Annotated in this window: 24 protein-coding genes; 13 read left to right on the forward strand and 11 right to left on the reverse strand. The window is 45.3% G+C overall.

The genetic code is table 11. The features are described 5' to 3' along the window. The first annotated feature begins 121 nt into the window (after positions 1-121). From DYU05_RS11715 to DYU05_RS11740, 6 genes are all read left to right on the forward strand, one after another. Positions 122-1,354 carry an HD domain-containing protein gene (locus tag DYU05_RS11715; RefSeq protein ID WP_117383229.1) on the forward strand — a complete coding sequence of 411 codons (1,233 nt, stop codon included), beginning with the start codon at positions 122-124 and terminating at the stop codon, positions 1,352-1,354. Positions 1,355-1,422: 68 nt separating this feature from the next. Further along, complete coding sequence (lpxD, locus tag DYU05_RS11720; RefSeq protein WP_117383231.1) at positions 1,423-2,469, forward strand: UDP-3-O-(3-hydroxymyristoyl)glucosamine N-acyltransferase; 1,047 nt, start codon at positions 1,423-1,425, stop codon at positions 2,467-2,469. 71 nt (positions 2,470-2,540) lie between these two features. Further along, complete coding sequence (locus DYU05_RS11725) at positions 2,541-3,938, forward strand: bifunctional UDP-3-O-[3-hydroxymyristoyl] N-acetylglucosamine deacetylase/3-hydroxyacyl-ACP dehydratase (protein WP_205771870.1); 1,398 nt, start codon at positions 2,541-2,543, stop codon at positions 3,936-3,938. 3 nt (positions 3,939-3,941) lie between these two features. Beyond that, on the forward strand, positions 3,942-4,727 hold the full coding sequence (gene lpxA / locus DYU05_RS11730; RefSeq protein WP_117383234.1) for an acyl-ACP--UDP-N-acetylglucosamine O-acyltransferase: 786 nt from the start codon (positions 3,942-3,944) through the stop codon (positions 4,725-4,727). Positions 4,728-4,840: 113 nt separating this feature from the next. After that, positions 4,841-5,473, forward strand: coding sequence for an ABC transporter ATP-binding protein (locus DYU05_RS11735; protein ID WP_117383236.1), 633 nt, complete (start codon positions 4,841-4,843; stop codon positions 5,471-5,473). A gap of 67 nt (positions 5,474-5,540) precedes the next feature. After that, positions 5,541-6,353, forward strand: coding sequence for a hypothetical protein (locus DYU05_RS11740; RefSeq protein WP_117383238.1), 813 nt, complete (start codon positions 5,541-5,543; stop codon positions 6,351-6,353). A gap of 14 nt (positions 6,354-6,367) precedes the next feature. On the opposite strand, the gene DYU05_RS11745 is transcribed toward DYU05_RS11740, so the two are convergent. After that, complete coding sequence (locus tag DYU05_RS11745) at positions 6,368-7,228, reverse strand: NAD-dependent epimerase/dehydratase family protein (RefSeq protein WP_117383239.1); 861 nt, start codon at positions 7,226-7,228, stop codon at positions 6,368-6,370. A gap of 93 nt (positions 7,229-7,321) precedes the next feature. Here DYU05_RS11745 and efp point away from each other — a divergent pair, with 93 nt between their 5' ends. Beyond that, complete coding sequence (gene efp, locus DYU05_RS11750; protein WP_117383241.1) at positions 7,322-7,882, forward strand: elongation factor P; 561 nt, start codon at positions 7,322-7,324, stop codon at positions 7,880-7,882. A 305-nt stretch (positions 7,883-8,187) separates the two neighbouring features. Here efp and DYU05_RS11755 read toward each other — a convergent pair whose 3' ends face one another. The 3 genes from DYU05_RS11755 to DYU05_RS11765 are packed head-to-tail and all read right to left on the reverse strand — an operon-like array spanning position 8,188 to position 10,005. Then, positions 8,188-8,955: an exodeoxyribonuclease III gene (locus tag DYU05_RS11755; RefSeq protein ID WP_117383243.1), complete on the reverse strand. Its 768-nt coding sequence runs from the start codon at positions 8,953-8,955 to the stop codon at positions 8,188-8,190. Further along, on the reverse strand, positions 8,952-9,659 hold the full coding sequence (locus DYU05_RS11760) for a peptidylprolyl isomerase (protein WP_117383245.1): 708 nt from the start codon (positions 9,657-9,659) through the stop codon (positions 8,952-8,954). Before DYU05_RS11760 ends, DYU05_RS11755 begins: the two co-directional genes overlap by 4 nt. A 1-nt stretch (position 9,660) precedes the next feature. Continuing rightward, positions 9,661-10,005, reverse strand: a complete 345-nt coding sequence (locus tag DYU05_RS11765; RefSeq protein WP_117383246.1) for a hypothetical protein — start codon at positions 10,003-10,005, stop codon at positions 9,661-9,663. A gap of 134 nt (positions 10,006-10,139) precedes the next feature. Between DYU05_RS11765 and DYU05_RS11770 the strand changes: the two genes are divergently transcribed. Beyond that, positions 10,140-10,469 carry a hypothetical protein gene (locus DYU05_RS11770; protein WP_117383248.1) on the forward strand — a complete coding sequence of 110 codons (330 nt, stop codon included), beginning with the start codon at positions 10,140-10,142 and terminating at the stop codon, positions 10,467-10,469. Between the two features lie 61 nt (positions 10,470-10,530). Next, positions 10,531-12,834, forward strand: coding sequence for a TonB-dependent receptor (locus tag DYU05_RS11775; RefSeq protein ID WP_117383251.1), 2,304 nt, complete (start codon positions 10,531-10,533; stop codon positions 12,832-12,834). A gap of 57 nt (positions 12,835-12,891) precedes the next feature. Here the strand turns inward: DYU05_RS11775 and DYU05_RS11780 are convergent, their stop codons facing one another. From DYU05_RS11780 to thrA, 5 genes are all read right to left on the reverse strand, one after another. After that, entirely contained in the window at positions 12,892-13,497 is a 606-nt protein-coding gene (locus DYU05_RS11780; RefSeq protein WP_117383253.1) for an HAD family hydrolase, read from the reverse strand. Further along, positions 13,494-13,886 carry a hypothetical protein gene (locus DYU05_RS11785; protein WP_117383255.1) on the reverse strand — a complete coding sequence of 131 codons (393 nt, stop codon included), beginning with the start codon at positions 13,884-13,886 and terminating at the stop codon, positions 13,494-13,496. Before DYU05_RS11785 ends, DYU05_RS11780 begins: the two co-directional genes overlap by 4 nt. A gap of 1 nt (position 13,887) precedes the next feature. Next, positions 13,888-15,198: a threonine synthase gene (thrC, locus tag DYU05_RS11790; protein ID WP_117383257.1), complete on the reverse strand. Its 1,311-nt coding sequence runs from the start codon at positions 15,196-15,198 to the stop codon at positions 13,888-13,890. A 103-nt stretch (positions 15,199-15,301) separates the two neighbouring features. Continuing rightward, positions 15,302-16,306 carry a homoserine kinase gene (locus DYU05_RS11795; protein WP_117383259.1) on the reverse strand — a complete coding sequence of 335 codons (1,005 nt, stop codon included), beginning with the start codon at positions 16,304-16,306 and terminating at the stop codon, positions 15,302-15,304. 42 nt (positions 16,307-16,348) lie between these two features. After that, positions 16,349-18,799, reverse strand: a complete 2,451-nt coding sequence (thrA, locus tag DYU05_RS11800; protein WP_117383987.1) for a bifunctional aspartate kinase/homoserine dehydrogenase I — start codon at positions 18,797-18,799, stop codon at positions 16,349-16,351. 245 nt (positions 18,800-19,044) lie between these two features. Here thrA and rsgA point away from each other — a divergent pair, with 245 nt between their 5' ends. The 4 genes from rsgA to DYU05_RS11820 all read left to right on the forward strand — a co-directional run bounded on the left by rsgA (position 19,045) and on the right by DYU05_RS11820 (position 21,846). Further along, a complete protein-coding gene (rsgA, locus tag DYU05_RS11805) occupies positions 19,045-19,962 on the forward strand; it encodes a ribosome small subunit-dependent GTPase A (protein WP_117383261.1) in 918 nt (305 codons plus the stop codon). 2 nt (positions 19,963-19,964) lie between these two features. Beyond that, positions 19,965-20,423: a D-aminoacyl-tRNA deacylase gene (gene dtd, locus DYU05_RS11810; protein WP_117383263.1), complete on the forward strand. Its 459-nt coding sequence runs from the start codon at positions 19,965-19,967 to the stop codon at positions 20,421-20,423. Between the two features lie 87 nt (positions 20,424-20,510). Then, positions 20,511-20,837, forward strand: coding sequence for a nucleotide pyrophosphohydrolase (locus DYU05_RS11815; RefSeq protein ID WP_117383265.1), 327 nt, complete (start codon positions 20,511-20,513; stop codon positions 20,835-20,837). An 82-nt stretch (positions 20,838-20,919) separates the two neighbouring features. After that, positions 20,920-21,846, forward strand: a complete 927-nt coding sequence (locus DYU05_RS11820) for a DUF4349 domain-containing protein (protein WP_117383267.1) — start codon at positions 20,920-20,922, stop codon at positions 21,844-21,846. 3 nt (positions 21,847-21,849) lie between these two features. Here the strand turns inward: DYU05_RS11820 and DYU05_RS11825 are convergent, their stop codons facing one another. Together DYU05_RS11825 and gcvT are read right to left on the reverse strand one after the other, a co-directional pair. Further along, positions 21,850-22,608: a 2-phosphosulfolactate phosphatase gene (locus tag DYU05_RS11825; protein WP_117383269.1), complete on the reverse strand. Its 759-nt coding sequence runs from the start codon at positions 22,606-22,608 to the stop codon at positions 21,850-21,852. Positions 22,609-22,641: 33 nt separating this feature from the next. Continuing rightward, the gene (gene gcvT / locus DYU05_RS11830) at positions 22,642-23,721 is read right to left on the reverse strand and encodes a glycine cleavage system aminomethyltransferase GcvT (protein WP_117383271.1); all 1,080 of its coding nucleotides are present in this window, start codon (positions 23,719-23,721) and stop codon (positions 22,642-22,644) included. Between the last annotated feature and the right edge of the window lie 41 nt (positions 23,722-23,762).

Raw genomic sequence — 23,762 nt, forward strand, 5'->3', positions numbered from 1 at the left:
CCACGCTATAACCTATAGTGTGGGTTTTTGTTGTAAAATTATGGAAGCTTTAACATATATTAACAACGTAATGATGTATGTTTTACCATAAATCGACACTTTTGCGGTCTTATATAAAGCTTTGAATAAAAAGAAAATAATAAACGACCCTGTTTACGGGTTCATCAGCATCCCTTCAGAACTGGTGTTCGATCTGATAGAGCACCGGTACTTTCAGCGGCTAAGGTACATTAAGCAGTTGGGAATGACGCACCTGGTGTATCCCGGGGCGCTGCACACCCGCTTCCACCATGCTATTGGCGCCATGCACCTGATGGGTACCGCTATAGAAACCCTTTGCTATAAAGGCCTGGAGATTACTCCCGAAGAAAAAGAAGGGCTTATTATTGCTATCCTTTTGCATGACATTGGGCACGGGCCGTTCTCCCACGCGCTGGAACAAACTATTATACAGGGCATCAACCACGAGGATATCTCTATCCTGCTGATGAACAAGCTGAATGAAGAATTTGGCGGCCAATTGTCGCTGGCCATTGAGATATTTAAAGATACTTACCCTAAAAAGTTCCTGCACCAGTTAGTATCCAGTCAATTGGATATGGACCGGATGGACTACCTCAACCGTGACAGCTTTTTTACAGGCGTGTCGGAAGGGGTGATCAGCTCTGACCGTATCATCAAGATGCTGAATGTTAAGGATGATAATATTGCGGTAGAAGAGAAAGGGATATACTCCATAGAAAAGTTTTTGATTGCGCGCAGGCTGATGTACTGGCAGGTTTACCTGCATAAAACTGTTATAGCTGCAGAGCAGTTGCTTTGTAAAATATTTTACCGCAGCCGCGAGCTGGCGCTGAACGGGGCCAGGTTTGCAATTACACCGGCGTTGAAGCACTTTCTGGAGAAAGAAATATCTAACGAGGAGTTTGCCTCGTATCCGGAGCACCTGGATACTTTTGCAAAACTTGACGATACAGATGTAATGGCAGCGGTAAAGGTTTGGGCGGACTGTGATGATTTTGTGCTGGCAACCCTTTGCAACAGCTTTATTAACCGCAAATTGTACCATGTGGATATAGCTGCCGAAGTGCCCGATGAGGAGTTTGTAAGCACTTTAAGGAAAAAAGCTGTGGAGATGTATAACATTAGCGAGCATGAGGCGTCTTATTTTGTGTTTACCGACGTGATACGAAATAACGCTTACAACAAGGGCGATGGCAAGATCCATATACTAATGAAAAGTGGCAGGATGACAGATATTGCCCTCGCAAGCGATAACTCCAACCTGGAAGCACTTACCAAAACTGTTAAAAAGCATATTTTGTGCTATAGCAAGGCCTTGCTTGATGATTAAGTAATGCCCGGCTAACGTGCCGGTAACGATTGTTATACAAAAACATAAAATAAATTTAACTTTGCACAATGCAATTTACCGCCAGGGACATAGCCTTACTGCTTAACGGAACTGTTGAGGGTGATCCGCAGGCGAGTGTAGATAAGCTTTCCAAAATAGAGGAGGGCAGCCAGGGCTCTTTATCGTTTTTGTCTAACGCCAAATACGAGCCCCACCTGTATACTACAGCAGCATCTGTAGTAATTGTTAATAACGATCTTAAGTTAACGCAAGCGGTAAACACTACCCTTATACGGGTAGAGAATGCTTACAGCGCTTTTACCATACTGCTCGAAAAATATAATACCGTAAGGCTTCATAAGAGCGGGATAGAGCAGCCATGCTTTATACATGCCGGGGCACAGCTTGGCCAGGAGGTTTACGTAGGCGCATTCGCTTATATAAGCGATGGCGTTACCGTAGGCGACAACAGCAAAATATACCCCAACTGCTACATTGCAGGCAATGTTACCCTGGGCAACAATGTCACTTTATTCCCGGGTGTAACCGTATACCACGATTGTGTTATCGGCGATAATGTTATTATCCACTCTGGCGCAGTTATTGGCAGCGATGGATTTGGCTTTGCGCCAAATGCCGACGGCAGCTACAGCAAAATACCGCAGATTGGCAATGTAGTAATCGGGAACGATGTAGAGGTAGGCTCAAACACCACAATTGATCGTGCAACTATGGGCTCTACCATAATACATGCCGGCGCTAAAATAGATAACCTGGTGCAGGTAGCCCATAATGTAGAAATTGGTGCAAACACGGTAATAGCCGGGCAGGCAGGTATATCCGGCAGTGCTAAAATAGGCGAGCGGGTAATGATGGGCGGGCAGGCAGGTGTTGCAGGGCACTTAACCATAGCCGACGGCAGCCAGATTAATGCACAAACGGGCATAAACAGCTCTATAAAAGAACCCAATAAAAAATGGGGCGGATCGCCTTACCAGCCATACCAGGATTACCTTAGGGCAAATGTTAATACCAGGCGCCTGCCCGACCTGGAAAAAAGGGTAAGGGAGCTGGAAAAGCTAATAAGTGAACTAACAAAAAAAGACGAACAATAGGTTAAGCCAACATCTGCTGGTAACAGGCGGATCAAGGTCAGCTAAAAAGTCAAAAGAACATTATACAACAAATGAACGTAAAGCAAAGAACCATTAAGGCGCCTGTTTCTGTAGCGGGCACGGGTTTACACACCGGTGAAGCAGTTACCATGACCTTTAACCCGGCTCCTGAAAAGCACGGGTATAAATTCCGCAGGGTAGACCTGCCCGGGCAGCCAATAATTGATGCCGATTGCGATAACGTTACTGATACTTCACGCGGAACAACGCTTACGCAAAACGGTGCAAGCGTAAGCACTGTAGAACATGTGCTGGCCGCGCTGGTAGGTTTAGAAATAGACAACGTGCTGATTGACCTGGACGGACCTGAAACGCCGATAATGGATGGCAGTTCTATACAGTTTATTGATGCTATTGAGCAAACCGGTTTTCAGGACCAGGATGCCGATCGTGAATACTACCATATCCCTTACAACATTCACTACTCAGAACCCGATCGTAAGGTAGAGATGGTGGCTATGCCGCTTGACGGCGATTACCGCTTTACCTGTATGGTAGATTATAACTCGCAGGTACTGGGCAGCCAGCACGCTACTATATCAACCATTGCCGAGTTTAAAAAAGAAATAGCATCCAGCCGTACGTTTTGCTTCTTGCATGAACTAGAAGCGTTGCTGAAACACGACCTTATTAAAGGCGGCGACCTGAACAATGCTATTGTTGTAGTAGACAAAAATGTAGATGAGGAAGAGCTTGCGCACCTGGCAAAGCTGTTTAATCGTAAAGACATCAGCGTAGCACCGCAGGGCATACTAAACAATATTGAACTGCGCCACCAGAATGAGCCGGCACGCCACAAACTGCTGGACATGATAGGCGACCTTGCCCTTGTAGGCGTACCGCTTAAAGGCCATATCATGGCTGCAAGGCCCGGCCATGCCGCTAACGTTGCCTTCGCCAAGAAGATAAAAGCACTTATTAAAAAAGAGCGCAGCCGCAAGCACGTAAAGGTGTATGATCCTAATATGACGCCGGTATATGATACTGTGCAGATAATGAACATACTGCCGCACCGTCCGCCAATGCTGCTGGTCGACAAGATTTTAGAACTTACCAAAACGCACGTGGTCGGCTTAAAAGCGGTAACCATGAACGAGCCTTTCTTTGTAGGCCACTTCCCGGGTGCACCGGTAATGCCGGGCGTTTTACAGATAGAGGCTATGGCGCAAACCGGCGGTATACTGGTGCTTAACACCGTGCCCGATCCGGAAAACTGGCTTACTTTGTTCCTTAAAATAGAGAATGCACGCTTTAAGGATAAGGTTTTGCCGGGCGATACGTTAATATTCCGTTGCGACCTTGTGGCGCCTATCCGCAGGGGTATAGCGCAAATGAAAGGCATTGGCATGGTAGGCGAGAAGATTGTTGTAGAGGCCGAGCTGATGGCGCAAATAGTAAAATATAAGTAAGTTATGATCCAGCCGTTAGCGTATATACACCCCCAGGCCCGCATTGCTGATAATGTGGTGATTGAGCCTTTTGTTACCATACATAAAGATGTGGAAATTGGCGAAGGTACCTGGGTGGGTTCTAATTCGGTAATTATGGATGGTGCGCGTATCGGCAAAAATTGTCGCATATTTCCCGGTGCGGTTGTTTCGGCCCCGCCGCAGGATCTTAAATATAAGGGCGAGCCAAGCACAGTTACAATAGGCGACAACACAGTTATCCGCGAATGCGTTACGCTAAACCGTGGTACTGCATTAGACAAGAACACTACGACTATTGGCAGCAATTGCTTGCTAATGGCCTATGTGCATGTGGCGCACGATTGCGTTGTGGGCGATAATGTAATTATTGCCAATGGCGTACAGCTGGCGGGCCACATCAATGTATATGACTATGCTTTTATCGGCGGTACATCGGCAGTACACCAGTTTGTGGAAATAGGTGCGCACAGCATGATCTCCGGCGGATCGCTGGTACGTAAAGATGTTCCGCCTTACACAAAAGCGGGTCGCGAGCCTCTGTCTTACATCGGTATCAACTCCGTAGGCTTACGCCGCAGGGGCTTTTCAGCCCAGACCATAAATGAGATCCAGGAGATATATCGCATTATCTTCCTCAAAAAATACAACGTAACCAAAGCGCTGGACATCATTGAAGCCGAGTTTAACCCGACAGTAGAACGGGACGAGATCATCAATTTTGTACAAAATTCGCAACGCGGAATTATGAAAGGTTTTGGAGCGGTATAGTATTGTCTGAACCGGAATTCATTGAATTAAAGAATTTGTCGAATCCATATAAGCTTCAGCTCATCAATTCTGCTCATTAGTAAATTCTTTAAATTCGAGTTCAGACCACAACAATGCAGATCACCCTCCAGAACATAGGCCGGCGTTTTAACCGCGAATGGATATTCAGGGGTATCGACTATTCCTTTGGAGATAACAGCAGCTATGCCATACTGGGGTCTAACGGGTCGGGCAAATCTACCCTGCTGCAGGTGCTTAACGGCAGCCTGGCGCCCTCTACCGGCAAACTTACCTATACCCGCATTGGGGAGGAAATTGAACCGGAAAAGATATTTAATTACCTGAGCCTTGCCGCCCCTTACCTGGAATTGATAGAAGAGTTTACCTTGAACGAAGTGGTTGATTTCCATTTCAAATTTAAAGCCTTAAGATCGGGGCTAGACAAAGCCGCTGTGTTGGATATTCTCGGATTAGCAGGAAGCCGCAATAAGGCAATACGGTACTTTTCATCCGGGATGAAACAGCGCCTTAAGCTTGTACTAGCTTTTTGTGCAGATACCCCAATGCTGATGCTGGACGAGCCAACTTCAAACCTCGACACGCAAGGGATAGACTGGTATCTAAGTTTAATTCAACAATATAGCGTTGGCCGCTTAACTATTATCTGTTCTAACCAGGAGCACGAATATAGATTTTGTAAGCACCAAATGAGCATAGCGGACTATAAGGATGCTCCTAAAAAGTAGTTTTCTTAACAGTATTAGTTGCTCGAATTCATTACACATCAAGTTACATGCAATTAATTAAGTTCCAATGTTTGAAATATTTAAAAGACATAGGGATAGAATCAAAGTAGAGGGCTCCAACATCTACATTGACAATAAGAACAAGAATGTTGGCCGGGCATTTGAACTCCTAAACATCTTTGAGTTAACAACTGAACTGCCGGAAATAAAAATATATGAGAACCAAGACTTGGTTCGCACTTTCCGATTAGATGCAATGGACCGCAATCCTGACTTAACGGGTCAATTTTTACATAGCTCGATTAGAGTTTTTGCAAATAGCGGAGTGATGATTGATGGGGTGATCTCCAAAAATAATGTAAGTGTTGCAGAGTGGACAGACGCTAACTATGAAGCGATAAGATTGCAACCATTTTTTCTGTCTGATAAGAGCGAAATTAATACCAGTTTACAAGGCAGAGGGCTGTTTGAACGCGGCTTGCATTTTAGCGGAGTAATTACACCAGACGGAGTAAGATGTATTTGCGTTTGCGATGTGTGCAACTTAAGCTTTACTGTACAGCATTTTCATGCTGGTTTCTCAGAATTACAATACTTTTACTCGACAGACAGTCAAGAAACATTGGTCGTTCCCTATGGCGCAATCGAGGGCATGCCCGCACAATTGCAATCAACTATCAGCGATGATGATCTTAGAACTGTTGAGGCAGTGCTGCCCAAACCTTCTAACGGGCCGGGTACATTTAACTATTATAACTCTTTTAGATGTCCGCACTGCCATTTGCCGTATATCGACTTTGAAAACTTTAGAGAAATGAGACCTAATGAATATTATGGCAACACTTACATTAACCAGGAGGTTGTAAGACTGTCCGACTAAGAAGGAGTTGACTTTTACCCCCTCAAAAAGGCTGCCCTCTCTAACAAATAATCAAAAGTGTATTTAGGCGAATAGCCCAGCATCTTCCTTGCCTTATCAGTAACATATACCCTGTCAACACTCTCCGGAAACAACCATCCTCTTTCCTTATAAATGTTTGCAGCCTTAGGGTAAAGTTTAAGAATGCTCTCGACCGGATTATTTTTAAGTGCCTTCACGTCATCCTTCGAAAAGGGACTGCTGCTGGCAATATTAAAGATCTCGAAATTATTAAACTGCTGCTGTAGGGCCAGGTATAGGGCTTCGGCGCCGTCACGCTCGTCCAGTCCACGATAGAGGCGGTGATTGGCTTCCAGATTGGCTGGTTCCGGCAGAAATCGCCCCACCCGGTAAACGGAAGTTTGCAGCCCTTCTTTGTAGAAAAAGTCTTTACATAACTGCTCTGCAGCCTGCTTGGTAATATCATATATATCCCGCGGTTGTACCGGCAGCTCTTCATCCACCCAAACTGCCTGATCGGGGTTTTCCATAGCGCTCCCGTAAATAGAAGTGGTGCTTATATATAAAAACTGTTTAACTCCGCATTTTACACTCGCGTTCAGCAGGTTCAAAGTGCCATAAATGTTGGTGTCTATGAAAGCTTCTCTTGGATAATTAAGGTCGTAATGCCTGCCGTGTATTGCTGCGGTATGGATGATAGCGTCAACATCAGCGCAGGCCGCGAGCACCTGGTCTTTATGGGTAATATCAAGCAAGAGATTGGTAGATGGGCCGGGTACAATATCCGCGCCAACAGCCTCAATGTTTGTGGCCGCAAGCTTTTGCATTACAGCTTTTCCTAATTTACCTGCAGACCCGGTAACCAGTACTTTCATGAAGAGATTTTGTGCTAAAATACTATTCGGCTACAATCATTCCCAAATCTCGATACTAATACATAATTTTGCGCCTCAATTATAAATAGTTATATGGCAAAAGCATCAGATATAAAGAATGGCAACATTCTTCGCTTTAACGGAGAACTGGTACAGGTAGAGGAATTTATACACCGTACACCGGGTAACCTTCGCGCGTTTTACCAGGCCCGTATGCGTAACGTGCGTTCAGGTAAATTAGTTGAATATCGTTTCCGTACAGACGAAGAGGTAGATATAAGAAGGGTAGAAACCAACGACTACCAGTACCTTTATGACGAAGGCGACGCGCTGGTGATAATGGATAACACTACCTATGATCAGCATAGCGTGCCTAAAGCTTTGTTTGGCAACGCGGTACGTTTTCTGAAAGAAGGGATGAATGTTATTGTTGCGTTCGAGAGCGAAGAGCCAATTATGGGCTCGGTACCGGGATCTGCTGAGCTGGAGATCACTTATACTGAGCCGGCCGTTAAAGGTGATACATCAAGCGGAGCTTTAAAGAAAGCTACCGTTGAGACCGGAGCCGAAATTAACGTACCATTATTCATCAACATTGGCGATAAAGTGAAGGTTGATACCGCAACCGGAGCTTACGTGGAAAGAGCTAAATAATTAATAAATAAAAGACATGTATATCGGCCATCCGTAAGGACGGCCGGTCTTGTTTTAGGGGTAATTGAATAGGGGTTTTTGTACCTGTAATTTCACCTATTACCTGCAAATATTTTCAATATTAGCGTTGTGAATCGGTGTGGTTTTTAAAGGTGCCTGCATGGTTTTTCAGGCAAAAACCTTGTTTTTAATGCGATCAGATGCCTTTTCTGATTGGTTTGCCAGGTGTTCAGTTTGGGTGTTCAATATGCACAGGCACAAAAAAAGCTGAACACTTTTGAACAGTTTGCCACTTTAGGGTCGTCTTAAAACTCAAGCTCAACCATCACCGGGCAATGGTCCGAGTGTTTGGCTTCCGGCAGTATTACCGCGCGTTTAATGTTGTCTTCAAGCTCTTTACTAACCATGGCGTAATCAATCCGCCAGCCGAGGTTCTTGGCCCTCGCATTAGCCCTGAAGCTCCACCAGGTATAGTTGTGAGGCTCCTTATTAACATGGCGGAAGCTATCCACAAAGCCCGATTCCAGGAAGTTCTCCATCCACTCGCGCTCCTCCGGTAAAAACCCCGATGAGTTAGCGTTAGATTTAGGATTGTGGATATCAATAGGTTTGTGGCAGATGTTGTAATCGCCGCAGATAACCAGGTTAGGATGGTCTACCTTTAACAATGTCAGGTACTTACCAAACTCATCCAGAAAACGATACTTAAATACCTGGCGCTCATCGCCGCTGGAACCTGACGGGAAGTAAACACTCATAACAGATACTTCATCAAAATCCACGCGTATGCAGCGCCCCTCTCGGTCAAAGTCGGGGATACCGCAGCCATATTCGATATGATTGGGCAGTATCTTGGTAAAAATAGCCGTTCCGCTATAGCCCTTTTTTTCTGCCGGAAACCAGTAATGCTGATATCCAAGCGCGTCAACCAGGCCAAGGTCGGTAAGTACATCGGGCGTGGCCTTTATCTCCTGCAGGCAAACTACGTCGGCATCTGTAGCTTGTAGCCAGGCCAGCCAGTTCTTGTTTATAGCCGAGCGGATTCCGTTAACATTGTAGGTAATTATCTTCATTTAACTTTAGGCCAAAGGATTTTATCCAGCTGTTTGCATTCTTTTTTGCTGAGCAGTTCCACTATCATGGGCACATTTTTGGTAGGCCTGTCCCGTTCATCTTTCTTCACTGCGGCTACACGGTCTACCATATCGATGCCACTAACTACCTCGCCATAAACGGTGTAGTTTTGATCGAGGTGCGGAGCGCCACCAACAGTGGTGTAAATCTCCCGTTGCGATGCAGGTATCTTACGTCCTTTAAGGCGAGTGTTCTCCAGGGTGTCTAATTTACCCGGAGTAAACCGGCGGCCCTCCACAATGTAAAATTGGCACCCACTTGAAGCTTTCTTAGGGTTATCATCGCGCGCTGCAGCGAGCACGCCTCGTTTATGAAAAAGGCTATCGCGAAACTCTGCAGGGATAGTGTACTTAACATCGCCATTGCCCAGCTCTGCGCCTGGCTTTGCTTTAGATGTATCACGAGAGTCGGGGTCTCCGCCCTGTATCATAAAGTTCTGTATTACCCTATGGAACAGCGTACCATTATAAAAACCTTGTTTAGTAAGCTTGATAAAATTATCACGATGCAGCGGTGTCTCATTGTATAATCGGATGATACAATCTCCGTAGCTGGTGTGTATACGTACGTATTGGTTCTTTGGCGGCCTGGCAAAAGCAATACTTACAGTGAGTAGTAAAAGCAGGGTAAGAAGTTTCTTCATATTAATATCCGTTTTCCTCGAAGTAGGTTATAATAAGTGATTTCAGCAGCATTTCCTGTTCCAGTAGGGTATAGTTCGGGACCTGCTTTACTAATTTCCAATGCGGCCAGCCATCCTGATCCTGGCCCTCAAGTTCGTAAAACCCCATCTGGCTAAACAGTTTGCAGTTGGCTATATGCATCAGCTCCTCCTTCTCGCGTTTTTTGAATTTACGGGGGCCTTGGCCAAGCTCCTGCACGCCTATCAAAAACAAAAGCACCTTTATATCAGGTTTTTCGTTGTCAAAATCTGCAGCTATTTTGTCCTGTAACTGCGCAAACTTTGCATTAATTTCTGCAGGTTTCATATTCGCAAATATACAGATGTGCCGCGATACGGAACTTTATTATTGAAAGCGCTTTAACAACATTGTTACGTTTAGGTAGTTAGCTTAAAAGTTTATTAACTAACTTTGCGCAAAGTTGATAAACAACATTATCTGTGAAAAGAAACGTTTACCATATAGTTTTTGCCTGGGCATTGCTGCTAAGCTTTGTTACCGGCCAATATATGGTTTACGCGCATCAGCATAACTTGGTAAAAAATGTTCATGCTTCCTGTACCAGTGTAAAGCACGCCTGGCACCAGAGTGTTCAGGAAAAATGCCAGCTGTGTGACAGTATGCACCATGTGGCTATGGATGTGAACCACGACATCGCCTACCAGGTTACTTTAACATCGCAGCAGCGGTTGTTTGTTTCGCCTTTATATAGCTTCACCAGCATATCGCTCATCCTGGCCTCCGGGCGGGCTCCTCCTGTGTTTTCATAACATCCTGTTTAAACTAAGGCTGCTCACTGCAGTCATTTTCACGAACTCTTATTAATTTGTTATGAAACTCAAACTTATTAGTTGCTTTATATTTTCGTTTTTATTTCTCCGTATAGCGGCTTTTGCCGACGTCAACATAGTTAAAGGTAAAGTTGTAGATGCTAAAACCAACGAGCCCCTTATTGGTGCTACTGTAAGTGTACCGGAGCTACACGTATCTGTGGCCACCAACACCAATGGCGAGTTTACCCTTCGCTCAGTGCCGGCAAACGGTCGTTACGTTGTACAGGTGCAATACATCAGCTACAAAACAATTACACAAACGGTGGACTTCTCGTCTACAACGGCTTTGGTGTTTGCACTTCAGCCAAGTATTATTGAAACCCATGAGGTGGTTATTACCGGCACGCCCGTAACAGCAGGCAGCAAGTACAACAGTACATCCGCAAGTGTGGTTAGCAAAGAACAACTGCAGGGCAGCTCCACCAACCTGATAGATGCATTAAGCAAGGTAGCACCAGGCGTCAGCCAGATTACTACAGGCCCCGGTATTTCAAAGCCGGTTATCAGGGGACTAAGCTATAACCGTGTAGTTACACTGAGTGATGGCGTTAAACAGCAAGGCCAGCAGTTTGGCGACGAACACGGTATCGAAATAGATCAGAATCAAGCAGATCGTGTGGAGGTGCTGCGTGGTGCAGCATCCCTTCAGTATGGATCAGACGCTTTGGGCGGGGTAATTAATGTAATTGAGCCATCATCTCCGCCAGAAGGTAACATAAAAGGCGATGTTTTAAGTAGCTACTCTACCAACAGTGGCTTAATCAACACGTCGGTAATGCTTAGCGGTAACGAGAACGGCTTTGTTTGGCGTGGCCGCGGCAGCTATCAAAATGCCCATGACTTCAAAACCCCGTTTGGCTACTATCAAAATAGCGGCTTTAATCAATCAAACTTTAGCGGTATGCTGGGCGTGAACAAAGCCTGGGGTTACTCTCACCTTAACTTCTCTTACTATAAAAATAACATCGGCTTTTTTGATGCTGAACCCGGTGATGAACTTTACCGGAACGAGACCAGCCGCACACTGGAATACCCGCGACAGGACATTCGTCATTATAAGCTTGCATGGAACAACAACTTTATATTCGGAAGCAATTCGTTAAAGCTAGATTTAGGTTATCAAAAAAACCAGCGAAGAGAATTAGAGGATAGCACAATACCTTCCCTGTTTTTTGATTTGAACACTTATTCATTAGATGCAAAATATTCGTTGCACGAGTTTAATGGCTGGAGACCTGTTTTCGGATTAAGCAGCAGCATTGGGCATAGTGTCAATAAAGGCGAGGAACTATTGGTGCCCGCTTATGATGAATACAGCGCAGGTGCGTTCGGGTTTGTTAAAAAGACCTGGGAGAAGAACACCTTTAGTGCAGGAGTACGCTTTGACTATGTGGCAAACAAAGGCAAAGAACAGGTGGTAGATGGTGATGAGGTTTTTACCGGCTTTGATAACAAGTTTTCTAACCTAAGCGGCGCGGTTGGTTTTACACACATCTTTAATGATGATCTAAGCTTTAAGTCTAATTTGGGTACAGCGTTTAGAGCGCCAAACCCTGCGGAACTTGGCTCCAACGGTGTTCACGAAGGTACACAACGCTATGAAATAGGATCGGGCAACTTGTCGCCCGAACGTAGCTACCAGGCTGATGCAACCCTTGAATACGGCTCAGGAATTATAACTGGAAGCTTTGGTATCTATGAAAATTACATTCATAATTACATCTACGCATCCAACACCAACAATGAGCAAATTACAATTACCGATGAAGGAAGTGGAGATTTGAGGACCTTAGACGTTTACCGCTACGGCCAGGTTAACGCCAATCTTTACGGCTTTGAAGGTAATCTTACCCTTCACCCGGTATCATTTGTTCACTTCGAAAATACTTTTAGCTACACCAGGGCGCAAAACAGATCATTTGACAGGCCGCTGCCACTGATCCCTGCAGGTGTTTTACACAATACTCTACGATTTGAACCAAAAATAAAGGGATTGAACGATTTCTATTTTTACGCTGGTATAGACAACTTCTTTAAGCAAACACGTGTAGACGCTACTTTTGAGACGCCGGCAGATGGTTATACCTTGCTTAATGCAGGTATAGGCGCTACGTTCAAGCTAGGGTCGCAGCCACTGAAGCTGTATATATCGGGCAACAACTTAACCAATAAAAAGTATTATGACGCGCTTAGCCGTTTAAGGCCAGGCCGCTATAGCCAGGAAGATCCGACCTTTGGTGTTTATAATCCGGGTAGAAACATTACGTTTGGCTTTTACCTGCCATTCGGAACAAACAAGTAAAAATCAACAATTAAATATGCAAGCGCCCCGCCTTCTGAATGTTGGCGGGGCTTTGTTTTACAACAGGTTTTGAGCCGTGAGTTCTTGCCTGAGTTGCTCCGGCGAGGTAAAATGGATGCAGTTTATACCCATCTTTTCGGCAGCTAATATATTGCGGTAATTATCGTCTATGAACAGGCTCTCGGTGGGGTTAACGTCGTAACGGTCAAGCAAAATCTGGTAAAACTCAGGCGCGGGTTTGCGCATTTTCTCGGTGCCTGATACCACAATACCATCAAACCAGTTCAGGAAGTCAAATTTTGCCTGGGCCCTGGGGAACGTTTCTGCCGACCAATTTGTCAGCGCATAAATTTTGTACTTGCCGCTTTCGTTCAACTCTTTAAATATCTGTACAGTGCCCTCAAAAGCGTCGCCCAACATCTCTGTCCATCTGCCGTAAAACGCACGGATGTTTGCTTCATGCTGTGGGAACTGCTGCACTAAAAGCTCTGTGCCTTCTGCCAGTGAACGGCCGGCGTCTTGCTCCTCATTCCAGTCGGATGTGCAAACGTTTGCGAGAAAATCTTTCATCTCCTGCTCGTTTGGGAATATGGTGCGGTACATGTAATGTGGGTTCCAGTCGATCAGAACCGCACCAAGATCGAAAATTATAGTGTTGATCATTTTTTCTTTTTAGGCTTCCAGTTGTAATCCTTCTCTACCACTTTGGCGCTGGTTACAACGGAGTCTTTGTTTAGGTAAATAACAAGATCTTTGGTGTGGAGGGTGTCCACTCCGTTCATTTTACGGGTTATTTCGTATGAGAAACTACGGTCGGTAAAGCTGTTGCGTTGAGGAGCTTTTAGCAGCCAAACCACTTGTTTGTACTTTAACCCGATGAGTTTTTTGCTTGCAAGCAAGCTATCTACCATCAGGTATCGCTTAGGAAAGCTAAGCCCGTCGCCATCATCCCAGCCTTTCGGGGTAAATGGCTCGTGCCTTTTACAACCGCTTAATATTAAAGCGGTAGCGAAAAGGTATATAATAAAACGTAGTATACGTGAGCGAAACATGTTAGCTATTTTGAAGCAAATATCCTTTAAATCCGGCAAAGTCGGTGCCTAAATTTACAGCTTGCTTTTTCCTGGTTTCTAACGCTTCAACTTCGGCCGGTATTGTAACTGCTTTAGCAACATCACCATCAAAAACATCCGGGAATTTACAAGGATGAGCTGTAGACAGGAATATGCCGGCAGTATCTGCATCAATGTGTTCTTGCTGATATTCTTTTAAGGCTTTCCAGGCAATAGCTGTGTGCGGACAAGCAACATAGTTATACTGTTTGAATATATCGTTTATTGATTCTGTAGTGTCTTCATCAGTGTAGGTGGAGCCTTTAATAAGCTCATTTAATGTTGATGGAGATTCTTTAAAAAGATCCTGAATACGCACCCAATTGCTTGGGTTGCCTACATCCATAGCGTTAGAAAGCGTTGCAACGGAAGGCTTCGGTTCGTAAACGCCAGTTCTTAGAAACGCAGGTACGGTGTCGTTGGCGTTGGTAGCTGCAACAAAATGCTCTACAGGTAATCCCATTTTCCAGGCGAGTAAGCCCGCGCCAATGTTGCCAAAATTACCGCTGGGAACAGCAAACACCACTTTACTGATGCCGCGTTTTAACAACTGTGCATATGCGCTGAAGTAATAAAATGTTTGTGGGATCAACCTTGCAATGTTAATGGAGTTGGCTGATGTCAGTCGGAACCGTTCATTAAGTTCCGCATCAGTAAAGGCCTGTTTTACCAATGCCTGGCAATCATCAAATGTGCCATCTATCTCCAGCGCGCGAATGTTTTGCCCATTGGTAGTAAGCTGCAATTCTTGTATGTGGCTTACTTTGCCTTTAGGGTAAAGAATAGTTACGCGGGTATTGGGGACGCCTAGAAATCCTAAAGCAACGGCACCACCTGTATCGCCGGAGGTAGCTACCAGCACATCTAACTGTTTTTCACCGTCTTGTAGAAAGTAGCTCATGACACGGCTCATGAAGCGGGCGCCAAAGTCTTTAAATGCGAGTGAAGGCCCATGAAATAACTCTAGTACAAAAACATTGTCTTCCAGCCTTACGGCCGGCGCGTAAAAGTTAATAGCATCCTGAACAATGGTTTTAAGATCGTCACCCGGAATGTCTTCCCCCAACAGGTTTTGTGCAACATGAAAAGCGATTTCCGGCAGGGTATATCTGTCCAGGTTTGTAAAAAAACCATCCGGCAAACGTGGGATTTCTACCGGCATGTAAAGCCCTTTGTCCTGCGGCATGCTGTTGAATACTGCTTCTTTGAAACCGACCCGTAGTTCCGGGTTATTAGTGCTATAAAATTTCATTTTAGTAAGGTATACCACGCGTTATTGCGAGGAACGAAGCAATCCTAAATACAACGTGCATTTTGAGGAGATTGCTTCGTTCCTCGCAATGACGTACTCTTCATTACCCAATCACCCTCGGGCCTTTATCATTTATGGTAGACACGTAAGTATAAGACCCTATTCCTATTTTAGTAAGATGTTGCTGCAATTTAGCGGTTACCCGTCTTGCTGTTTGCTCATTTTTAGTAAACGCAAAAACAGATGGTCCTGAGCCCGATATTCCAAAGCTCACGGCACCCAATTCCATTGCCATTTCGCGCATATAGTAAAAGTCGGGAATAAGCATACTTCGTACCGGTTCAACCAGCACATCCTGCATGCTGCGGCCTATCAGGTCGATGTCCTGCATAAACAGGCCACTTACTAACCCTGCTATGTTGCCCCACTGTGTAACGGCATCCTTCATGTTGATTTTGTTGCGGATGATCTGGCGAGCTTCGCGGGTGGGCACATCTACATCAGGGAATACTATTGCGCACCAAAGACCTGGAGGATGGGGGAGCCTTACTACGTCCAGTGGTTCATAGCTGCGTATTAATACAAAGCCGCCCATCAAAGCAGGTGCAACATTATCTGCATGGCCGTGACCGCAGGCCATTTCTTCGCCTTTCATTGCAAAAGGTAAAAGGGTAGAAGAGTCGGTCTCGTCACCCATTAAGGTTTTGATCGCGAACAAACCTGCAACCGTACTGGCAGAACTTGAGCCTAAGCCACTCCCAATCGGCATTTTCTTGTGCAGCTCTATATCTACACCTACGTCTGTACGATCAATGCTGTTAAGGTAGTGTTGTACGCTCACACTCACCGTGTTTTTCAGGGGATTAAGGGGTAGCCGGCCGTTATCCCCGGTGATCTTGCTGATGGTGATACCTGGCGTATTAGTCATGCGCATTACCACCTCGTCGCCGGGTTCGTTTACAGCAAAGCCTAATACGTCAAATCCGCAAACCACATTGGCAACGGTTGCCGGAGCAAAAACAGCAATAGAGGCCGAGCCCCCCCCGCCCCCTAAAGGGGGAGCTTTTGAAATAATTGACTGCTTAGCTTCTTCTATATTATTTTCCATATCATCTCATTTTTACTTTCCCTCCAGAGGGCGGAGGGCTTCTTAATTGGCTCCTACGTTTATCAAATCAGCAAAAACGCCAGCAGCGGTTACCTCTGCACCTGCGCCTGGCCCTTTTACTACAAGCGGGCGATCCTTGTATCTGTCCGTAGTAAAGGATATAATGTTATCGCTTCCGGATAGCATGTAGAAAGGATGGCTTTCATCAACCATCTGCAAGGTAATTGATGCTTTACCATCTTCTAACTTCCCAATGTAACGAAGCACTTTTTTCTCTTTTTCAGCTTGCTTTTTAAGGTCCGCAAAGAACGCATCTTCACTTTTTAAGGCTGCGTAAAAGTCTTCCACAGTCTTTGCTTCCAGGCACGGTTGAGGCAAGATATTGTCAATCTGTACGTCGGCCTCTTCCATTTCATAGCCTGCATCACGCGCCAGTATCAGCATCTTGCGCATGAAATCACGACCACTCAAGTCATCGCGTGGATCAGGCTCGGTGTAGCCCTTATCCTGCGCTTCCTTCACTACGTCATAGAAGTTGGCGTCGCCTTTGAAATAATTGAAGATAAAAGATATGGTGCCTGACAAAATAGCCTCTATACGTTTAACCCTGTCACCACTACTCATCAGGTCTTTTAGTGTTCTGATGATTGGCAATCCGGCGCCAACGTTGGTTTCGTAAAAGAAGTCGACACCATGTTTCCTGGCGGTATCTCTAAAAGTTTTATACTGCTCGAAAGAAGCTGAGTTACCAATTTTGTTGCATGTGACTACCGATATATTAGCTTTGAATACATCCTCGTAGAAAGAAATTGGTTTAGGGCTGGCAGTGTTGTCTATAAAGACACAGTTGGGCAAGTTCATTTCCTTCATCTTTTCTACAAAGCCAGCAAGATCGGCACCGTGCATGGAGTCTGCTAATTCCTGTTCCCAACTGTCGAGAGATAAGCCATCGCTGTTAAACAACATCTTGCGAGTGTTGCTGATACCAGCAATTTTAACCTGTATGCCGTTGTTTTTTTCCAGGTACTCTTTGTGTGCATTAAGCTGATTGAACAGCGTTTTGCCAATGTTGCCGGTTCCGAGGCAAAACGCGTGCAGCGTTTTTGTCAGTTCAATAAAGAACGCGTCGTGAACGGCATTGAGCGCTTTTGCAAGGTCGTAAGAAGAAATAATTACCGATATATTGTATTCTGAAGAACCCTGTGCTATTGCACGAACATTTATACCGTTACGGCCCAGAGCGTGGAATAACTTGCCGGATACACCGGGTGTTTGTTTCATGTTTTCGCCGACGATAGCCAGTATTGCCTGGTTAGCTTCAACAACAAGCGGCTCTAGTTTATTGGCCAATAGCTCCAGTTCAAACTCAGCTTCTATCAGCTGTTTTGCCTTTTGAACATCCTGTGGTTGTACCGCGAACGTAATGCTGTGTTCTGATGAGGACTGGGTAATTAAGATGATGTTGATCTGCTCGCGGGCAAGTAACGAGAACAAACGACCGCTAAAGCCGGAGCGCCCAACCATACCGCTGCCTTCAAGGCTTAAAATGCTGATGTTGTTTATAGAAGAGATACCCTTGATAGGTAAGCTGGACGATTTACAATCGTGCCTGATAACCGTACCTGGGAAAGCAGGTTCGAAGGTGTTTTTAATAACGATAGGAATTCGTTTCAGGAATGCAGGGATCATGGTAGGCGGATAGATCACCTTTGCGCCAAAATAAGAAAGCTCCATAGCTTCAGTGTAGGATAACTCCTCCAACGGAAAAGCTTTCTTCACCATTCGAGGGTCCGCGGTCATCATGCCGTTAACATCGGTCCATATCTGGATCTCTTCAGCATTTAGGGCCGAACCCAGGATGGCTGCGGTATAATCGCTCCCACCACGGCCTAGTGTGGTGATCTGTCCAGCATCATTGCCGGCTATGAATCCTGTAACAAACAGCAGCTTATCACTATTTTCGCTGCAGAAACTTTGTACTAAAAGGTCGGTTAATTCAAGGTTTACCTTTGCCTGTCCGAAGCTGCTATCTGTCTTGATCAACTCGGAAGCATCAACAAATAACGCTTCGGGAAAATGCTGTGCAGCTATTTTGCTGATCATTAGGGTAGAGCAACGTTCACCAAAGCTTACGATCTGGTCGCGGGTTTTAGCAGTTAACTCGCGAAGGGTCAGTACGCCCTGCAACAGCTCTTCCAATTGATTAAAGTGGATTTTCAAGCGGGTATAAGCCGGGTTTTGATTCTGGATATCCAGTAAGGCCTTTACCACATCAAAGTGCCTCTTTTCTAATTCCGCCAGTTGAGCGGTAAACTCTTCGCCTTGTGCAGCTCCCTCAGCCATAGAAATAAGTAAGTTGGTGATGCCGCTCATGGCACTAAGCACTACTACAGGCTTACTTTCGTTGCTGTTTTCTTCCTTCAAAATTTCCAGCAGAGTTTGTATGCTGCTTACTGAACCAACCGAGGTGCCTCCGAACTTTAGAACTTTCATTTGAGTGATAATAAAAAAGCCTTCCTCTTTGCGGAGGAAGGCTTTCATTTGGTTTGTATCTATGTTTTACACCATACGATTATCTTCCTCCGTGTTTTATCCCGGTGGTAATAATGGTAGTAATAATGGTGTTGTGAACTGTCATCTTATATAATGCCTGTAAAGTAAGTAGATTAAATTTGAAATAGCAAAACAAAAGTTTTAATTTTTTTATAGCCTGTATATGTTTCCTAAATTGCGCAGCTATGCAGGGGTTAATAATTAGGTCGACAGGGAGCTGGTACCAGGTAAAAAGCGGTACAGACGTGATCGATTGCCGTATAAAGGGAAAGTTCCGTACAAAGGGTATTACTACTACCAACCCAATTGCGGTAGGGGATCTTGTTGACTTTGACATGGAGCCGGAACAAGGTACCGGGGTGATTACCAGGCTGTACCCACGTAAGAACTACATTATTCGGCGTTCGGTAAACTTGTCTAAACAGGCGCAGATTATTGCTGCGAATTTGGATTTGGCCATATTGGTTGTAACGCTTGCTTCTCCCCGCACATCTCTCGGGTTTATAGACAGATTTCTGGTAACAGCAGAAGCATATGACATTAGGGCTGCTTTAGTATTCAATAAGTTAGATCTTTTTAGTGAGGAAGGGCTGGAGATACTAGCTGATTACGAAAGCATTTACGAGGATATCGGCTACCCATGCTATGAGGTGTCCGCTCTGGCAGGTACCAACATTGATGAAGTACAGGCCATATTGAAAGATAAAGTGACGCTCATTTCCGGGCACTCGGGTGTAGGGAAATCCAGCTTGATCAACCGCCTATTGCCTGATCTTGATCTGCGTACACACCAAATTTCAGAATGGAGCGACAAAGGGATGCACACCACTACCTTTGCCGAGATGTTTGAACTGCCACAGGGCGGTTACCTGATAGACACACCCGGCATACGCGAGTTAGGGGTTATAGACATTGAAAAACAGGAACTTAGCCATTTCTTTCCTGAGATGCGGGAGCGTATGAACCAGTGCCGGTTTAACAACTGCAGGCATATAAATGAACCCGGTTGCATGGTTTTAGAAGCGGTTGAAGAGGGCGAAATAGCGCAATCACGGTACGATAGTTACCTGAGTATTTATCACGCAAACGAAACAAGAGCTTAATAATGAGGGCAGTACTACAACGCGTTTCCGAAGCATCGTGCAGGGTGAATGGTGATGTTACAGGTGAAATAGACCATGGTTTCCTGGTATTGCTGGGTATAGAGGATGCCGATACAGAGGAAGACCTGCACTGGCTTGCTCAAAAGATAACAAGCATGCGGGTGTTTGGTGATGATAATGGCTTGATGAACAAAGCCTTAGCTGATGTAGACGGCAGTATATTGCTTATTTCTCAGTTCACGTTATTTGCGCAGACCAGGAAAGGTAATCGGCCATCTTTCATCCGTGCGGCCCGGCCGGAAAAAGCTATTCCACTGTATGAGAAGATGATAGTTACTCTGGAAAGTCTAACAGGCAAGAAAATAGCAACCGGTATTTTTGGTGCAGATATGAAGATCAGCCTGGTGAACGATGGACCCGTAACGATAATCATGGACACTAAAGACAGGGAAAATCACTGACCAAAACCTTCAATTTCCACACTTTTTTGGATGCAGAAAACGGATAAAAAATTTGATAGATCACCATTCGCTAATAACCACAGAAATATGACCATTAAGGAAGCTCAAGACCTGGTAGACGGCTGGATTAAAACAACAGGGGTTAGGTACTTTAATGAGCTTACCAACACGGCCATGCTGATGGAAGAAGTTGGAGAGGTGGCGCGCATAATGGCCCGTCAATACGGTGAACAATCTTTCAAGCAGTCGGATAAAGAGGTGAATCTTGCAGATGAAATGGCCGATGTGCTTTTTGTGCTGATCTGCCTGGCAAATCAAACCGGTATCGACCTCACCCAAGCTCTTGAAAGTAACCTTGAGAAGAAGAGTATCCGCGACCTAGAACGACATAAAAGCAATACAAAATTACGTTGAGCCAAATTTAATTCTTTTTGGTCGTTTATTATAAAATATAATTCTGTTTCATTCGTTCTCATCATAATTAAACCACACTATTATGAGAACTTATCAAATATTCTTGGCAGCAGTTCTGACCTTAACCGCCTGCCATAACACTCCATCTTCCAAAGCGGAGAAGGTAACTGATGTACAATTGGTTGCCCCGCCACCACCAGTTTCAGAGACAGAAGTAAATGAAAAAGCCAGAGCCGATGCTAATCAGGAAATCGTAGTTGAGGAACCCGTTGGTAATTCAGATGTCAGAGCTGTACAATCGTTTGCACCGCCGGTAGTTAAGCCAGATAAAGAGGACGTTGCCCGCAAGATTATTAAAGAAGGCGAGCTGAGCTTCGAGACCAAAGATGTAATCAAGACCCGAAAGCAACTACTAAATTCGTTAAAGCGCTTTAACGGCTATGTAGAGCGCGATCAGGAAAGTGCGGGTACCGAGGGTGACCGTAAGGAATATCAGCTTTACATCCGGATACCGGCGGCAAACTTTGAAGCATTTTTAGACGGCGCCGCGAATACCGCCTATAAAATAGACAGCAAGAACATACGCGTCCACGATGTATCAACCGAATACATAGATACAAAGGCAAGGCTCGACAACAAAAAAGTGCTGGAAGCGCGCTACCAGGAGCTGCTGAAGAAAGCTGTAAAAATTGCCGACATGCTGCAGATAGAAGATAAGCTGACGGAGATCCGCAGCGATATTGAATCGACACAGCAGCAACTTAACTTTATGCAGAAGCAAGTTGCATACAGTTCGCTAAATATCACTTTTTACACCCGGCAAGCTTCGCAGATAGAGACCGCCCCAGGTTTCGGTAAACGAGTTCTTGCTTCACTTGGAGATGGATTATCAGGACTGGAAAACCTTTTGTTTGGCCTTATTTCCGCCTGGCCCTTGCTGCTGGTTGCAGCTATTGCGCTGGTGTTGATAAAACGCTGGAGAAGCCACAAGCGCGTAGTAGCAGAGTAAATATTATAGTTTTACCAACCTATCGCCATCCAGCACCGGGATGGCGGTAGTAAGGTCTACCTGCAGGCAAAAGGCAATATCTTTTTCTATGCCCAGTTTTTTAAGGCGTTCCCCGTGCGAGGTTTTGTTTAGATAGGCGGGTATATCGTTCTTTCCTAATTGAAACAGGTCATTAGCAGCAATGGCGGGATCATCCAATTTGTAATTACCGCTTTTTAACTGCTCTATAACGGCGCCTGCAAACAGGGTGTCTTCCAGGTTAAAGTTGTTCTTCCAGCCCGCGCAAACCAGCAGGATGTTCTCCTGCTGCGTTTTTAGCCAGTTACAAAGTGAAGTAAGATTCAAAAACGACCCGATCACAATTCGTTTGGCACTGCGTGATAAATGCAAGGCATGTGTACCGTTAGTGGTAGTAAGCACCACCGTTTTACCGGAAACTTTCTCCGGCGTGTAAGAGAACGGAGAATTGCCGAAGTCAAAGCCGTCCACAACCTTTCCGTCGCGCTCTGCAGCCAGCAGGTAGCCGGCGCCCTTTTCACGATAGGCCGCGCATTCCTCCACTTCAGATACGGGGATTATCGCCTCTGCACCATTCTCAATGCCGTAGCAAATGGAAGATGTAGCACGAAAGATATCTATCACCACTACAATGTAGTCCTTCACATTGTATAAGGGAATGAGCGATGGGGTGAGGCATACGTCGAGCCCCCTAACCCCTTGGAGGGGGGACTTTTGAAAATCTTGGATGGCAGTACTATTCATCAACTTATACTCCCCCTTCAGGGGGGCGGGGGGCTATTTATAAAATGGCGGTTTCACCACTTTTGCTTTCACTTTAGTATCGCGGATGCTGATGAATATCTCGCTGCCTTCTTTGGCAAACTCATTCTTAACATAACCAAGACCAATGGCCTTTTGCAGCGACGGCGATTGCGTGCCCGATGTTACTCGACCGATTGTGTTACCTTCTGCATCAACAATTGGGTAGTCATGGCGTGGTATGCCGCGGTCTATCATCTCAAAGCCAACTAATTTTTGTTGTACACCAGCTTGCTTTTGCTGCTGCAAGGCTTCGGAGTTGGTGAACTCCTTGCTGAATTTGGTTACCCAACCTAAGCCTGCTTCTAATGGAGACGTTTTGTCATCAATGTCGTTACCATACAGGCAAAAACCCATTTCCAAACGTAAGGTGTCACGTGCGCCCAAACCTATTGGCTTTATACCAAATGGCTCGCCTGCTTTAAATATAGCGTCCCATATTTGTTCTGCATTAGCGTTGTCAAAATAGATCTCGAAACCGCCCGCGCCGGTGTAACCCGTTGCAGATACGATGACATTGTCGACGCCGGCAAACGTGCCTTTTTTGAAGGTATAGTACTCCATAGATGCCAGGTCGATATCCGTAAGGCTTTGCAGCGCATCGGCAGCTTTAGGGCCTTGCACGGCCAGTAACGATGTACGGTCAGATATATCTTTCATATCCACCCCATCGGTATTGTATTTAGCTATCCAGTTCCAGTCCTTTTCAATGTTGGATGCGTTTACAACCAGCATATAGGTTTTCTCATCTATGCGGTATACCAGTAGGTCGTCTACAATGCCGCCGTCTTCGTTCGGCAGGCAGGAATACTGCACTTTACCATCGTAAAGCTTAGAGGCATCGTTGCTGGTCACCCTTTGTATTAGCGCCAGCGCGTTATCGCCCTTTAATATAAATTCGCCCATGTGGCTTACGTCAAACACACCAACCGCTTTGCGTACGGTTTCGTGTTCGGCGTTAATTCCTGCATATTGTACGGGCATATTATAACCTGCAAATGGCACCATTTTAGCGCCTAAACTGATGTGTACGTTAGAGAGAGCGGTATTCTTCATGAATGTATTTTAACGCCGCAAAAGTAGCAAATTAGTGCCAA

The organism is Mucilaginibacter terrenus, from assembly GCF_003432065.1.
Lineage (GTDB): Bacteria > Bacteroidota > Bacteroidia > Sphingobacteriales > Sphingobacteriaceae > Mucilaginibacter > Mucilaginibacter terrenus.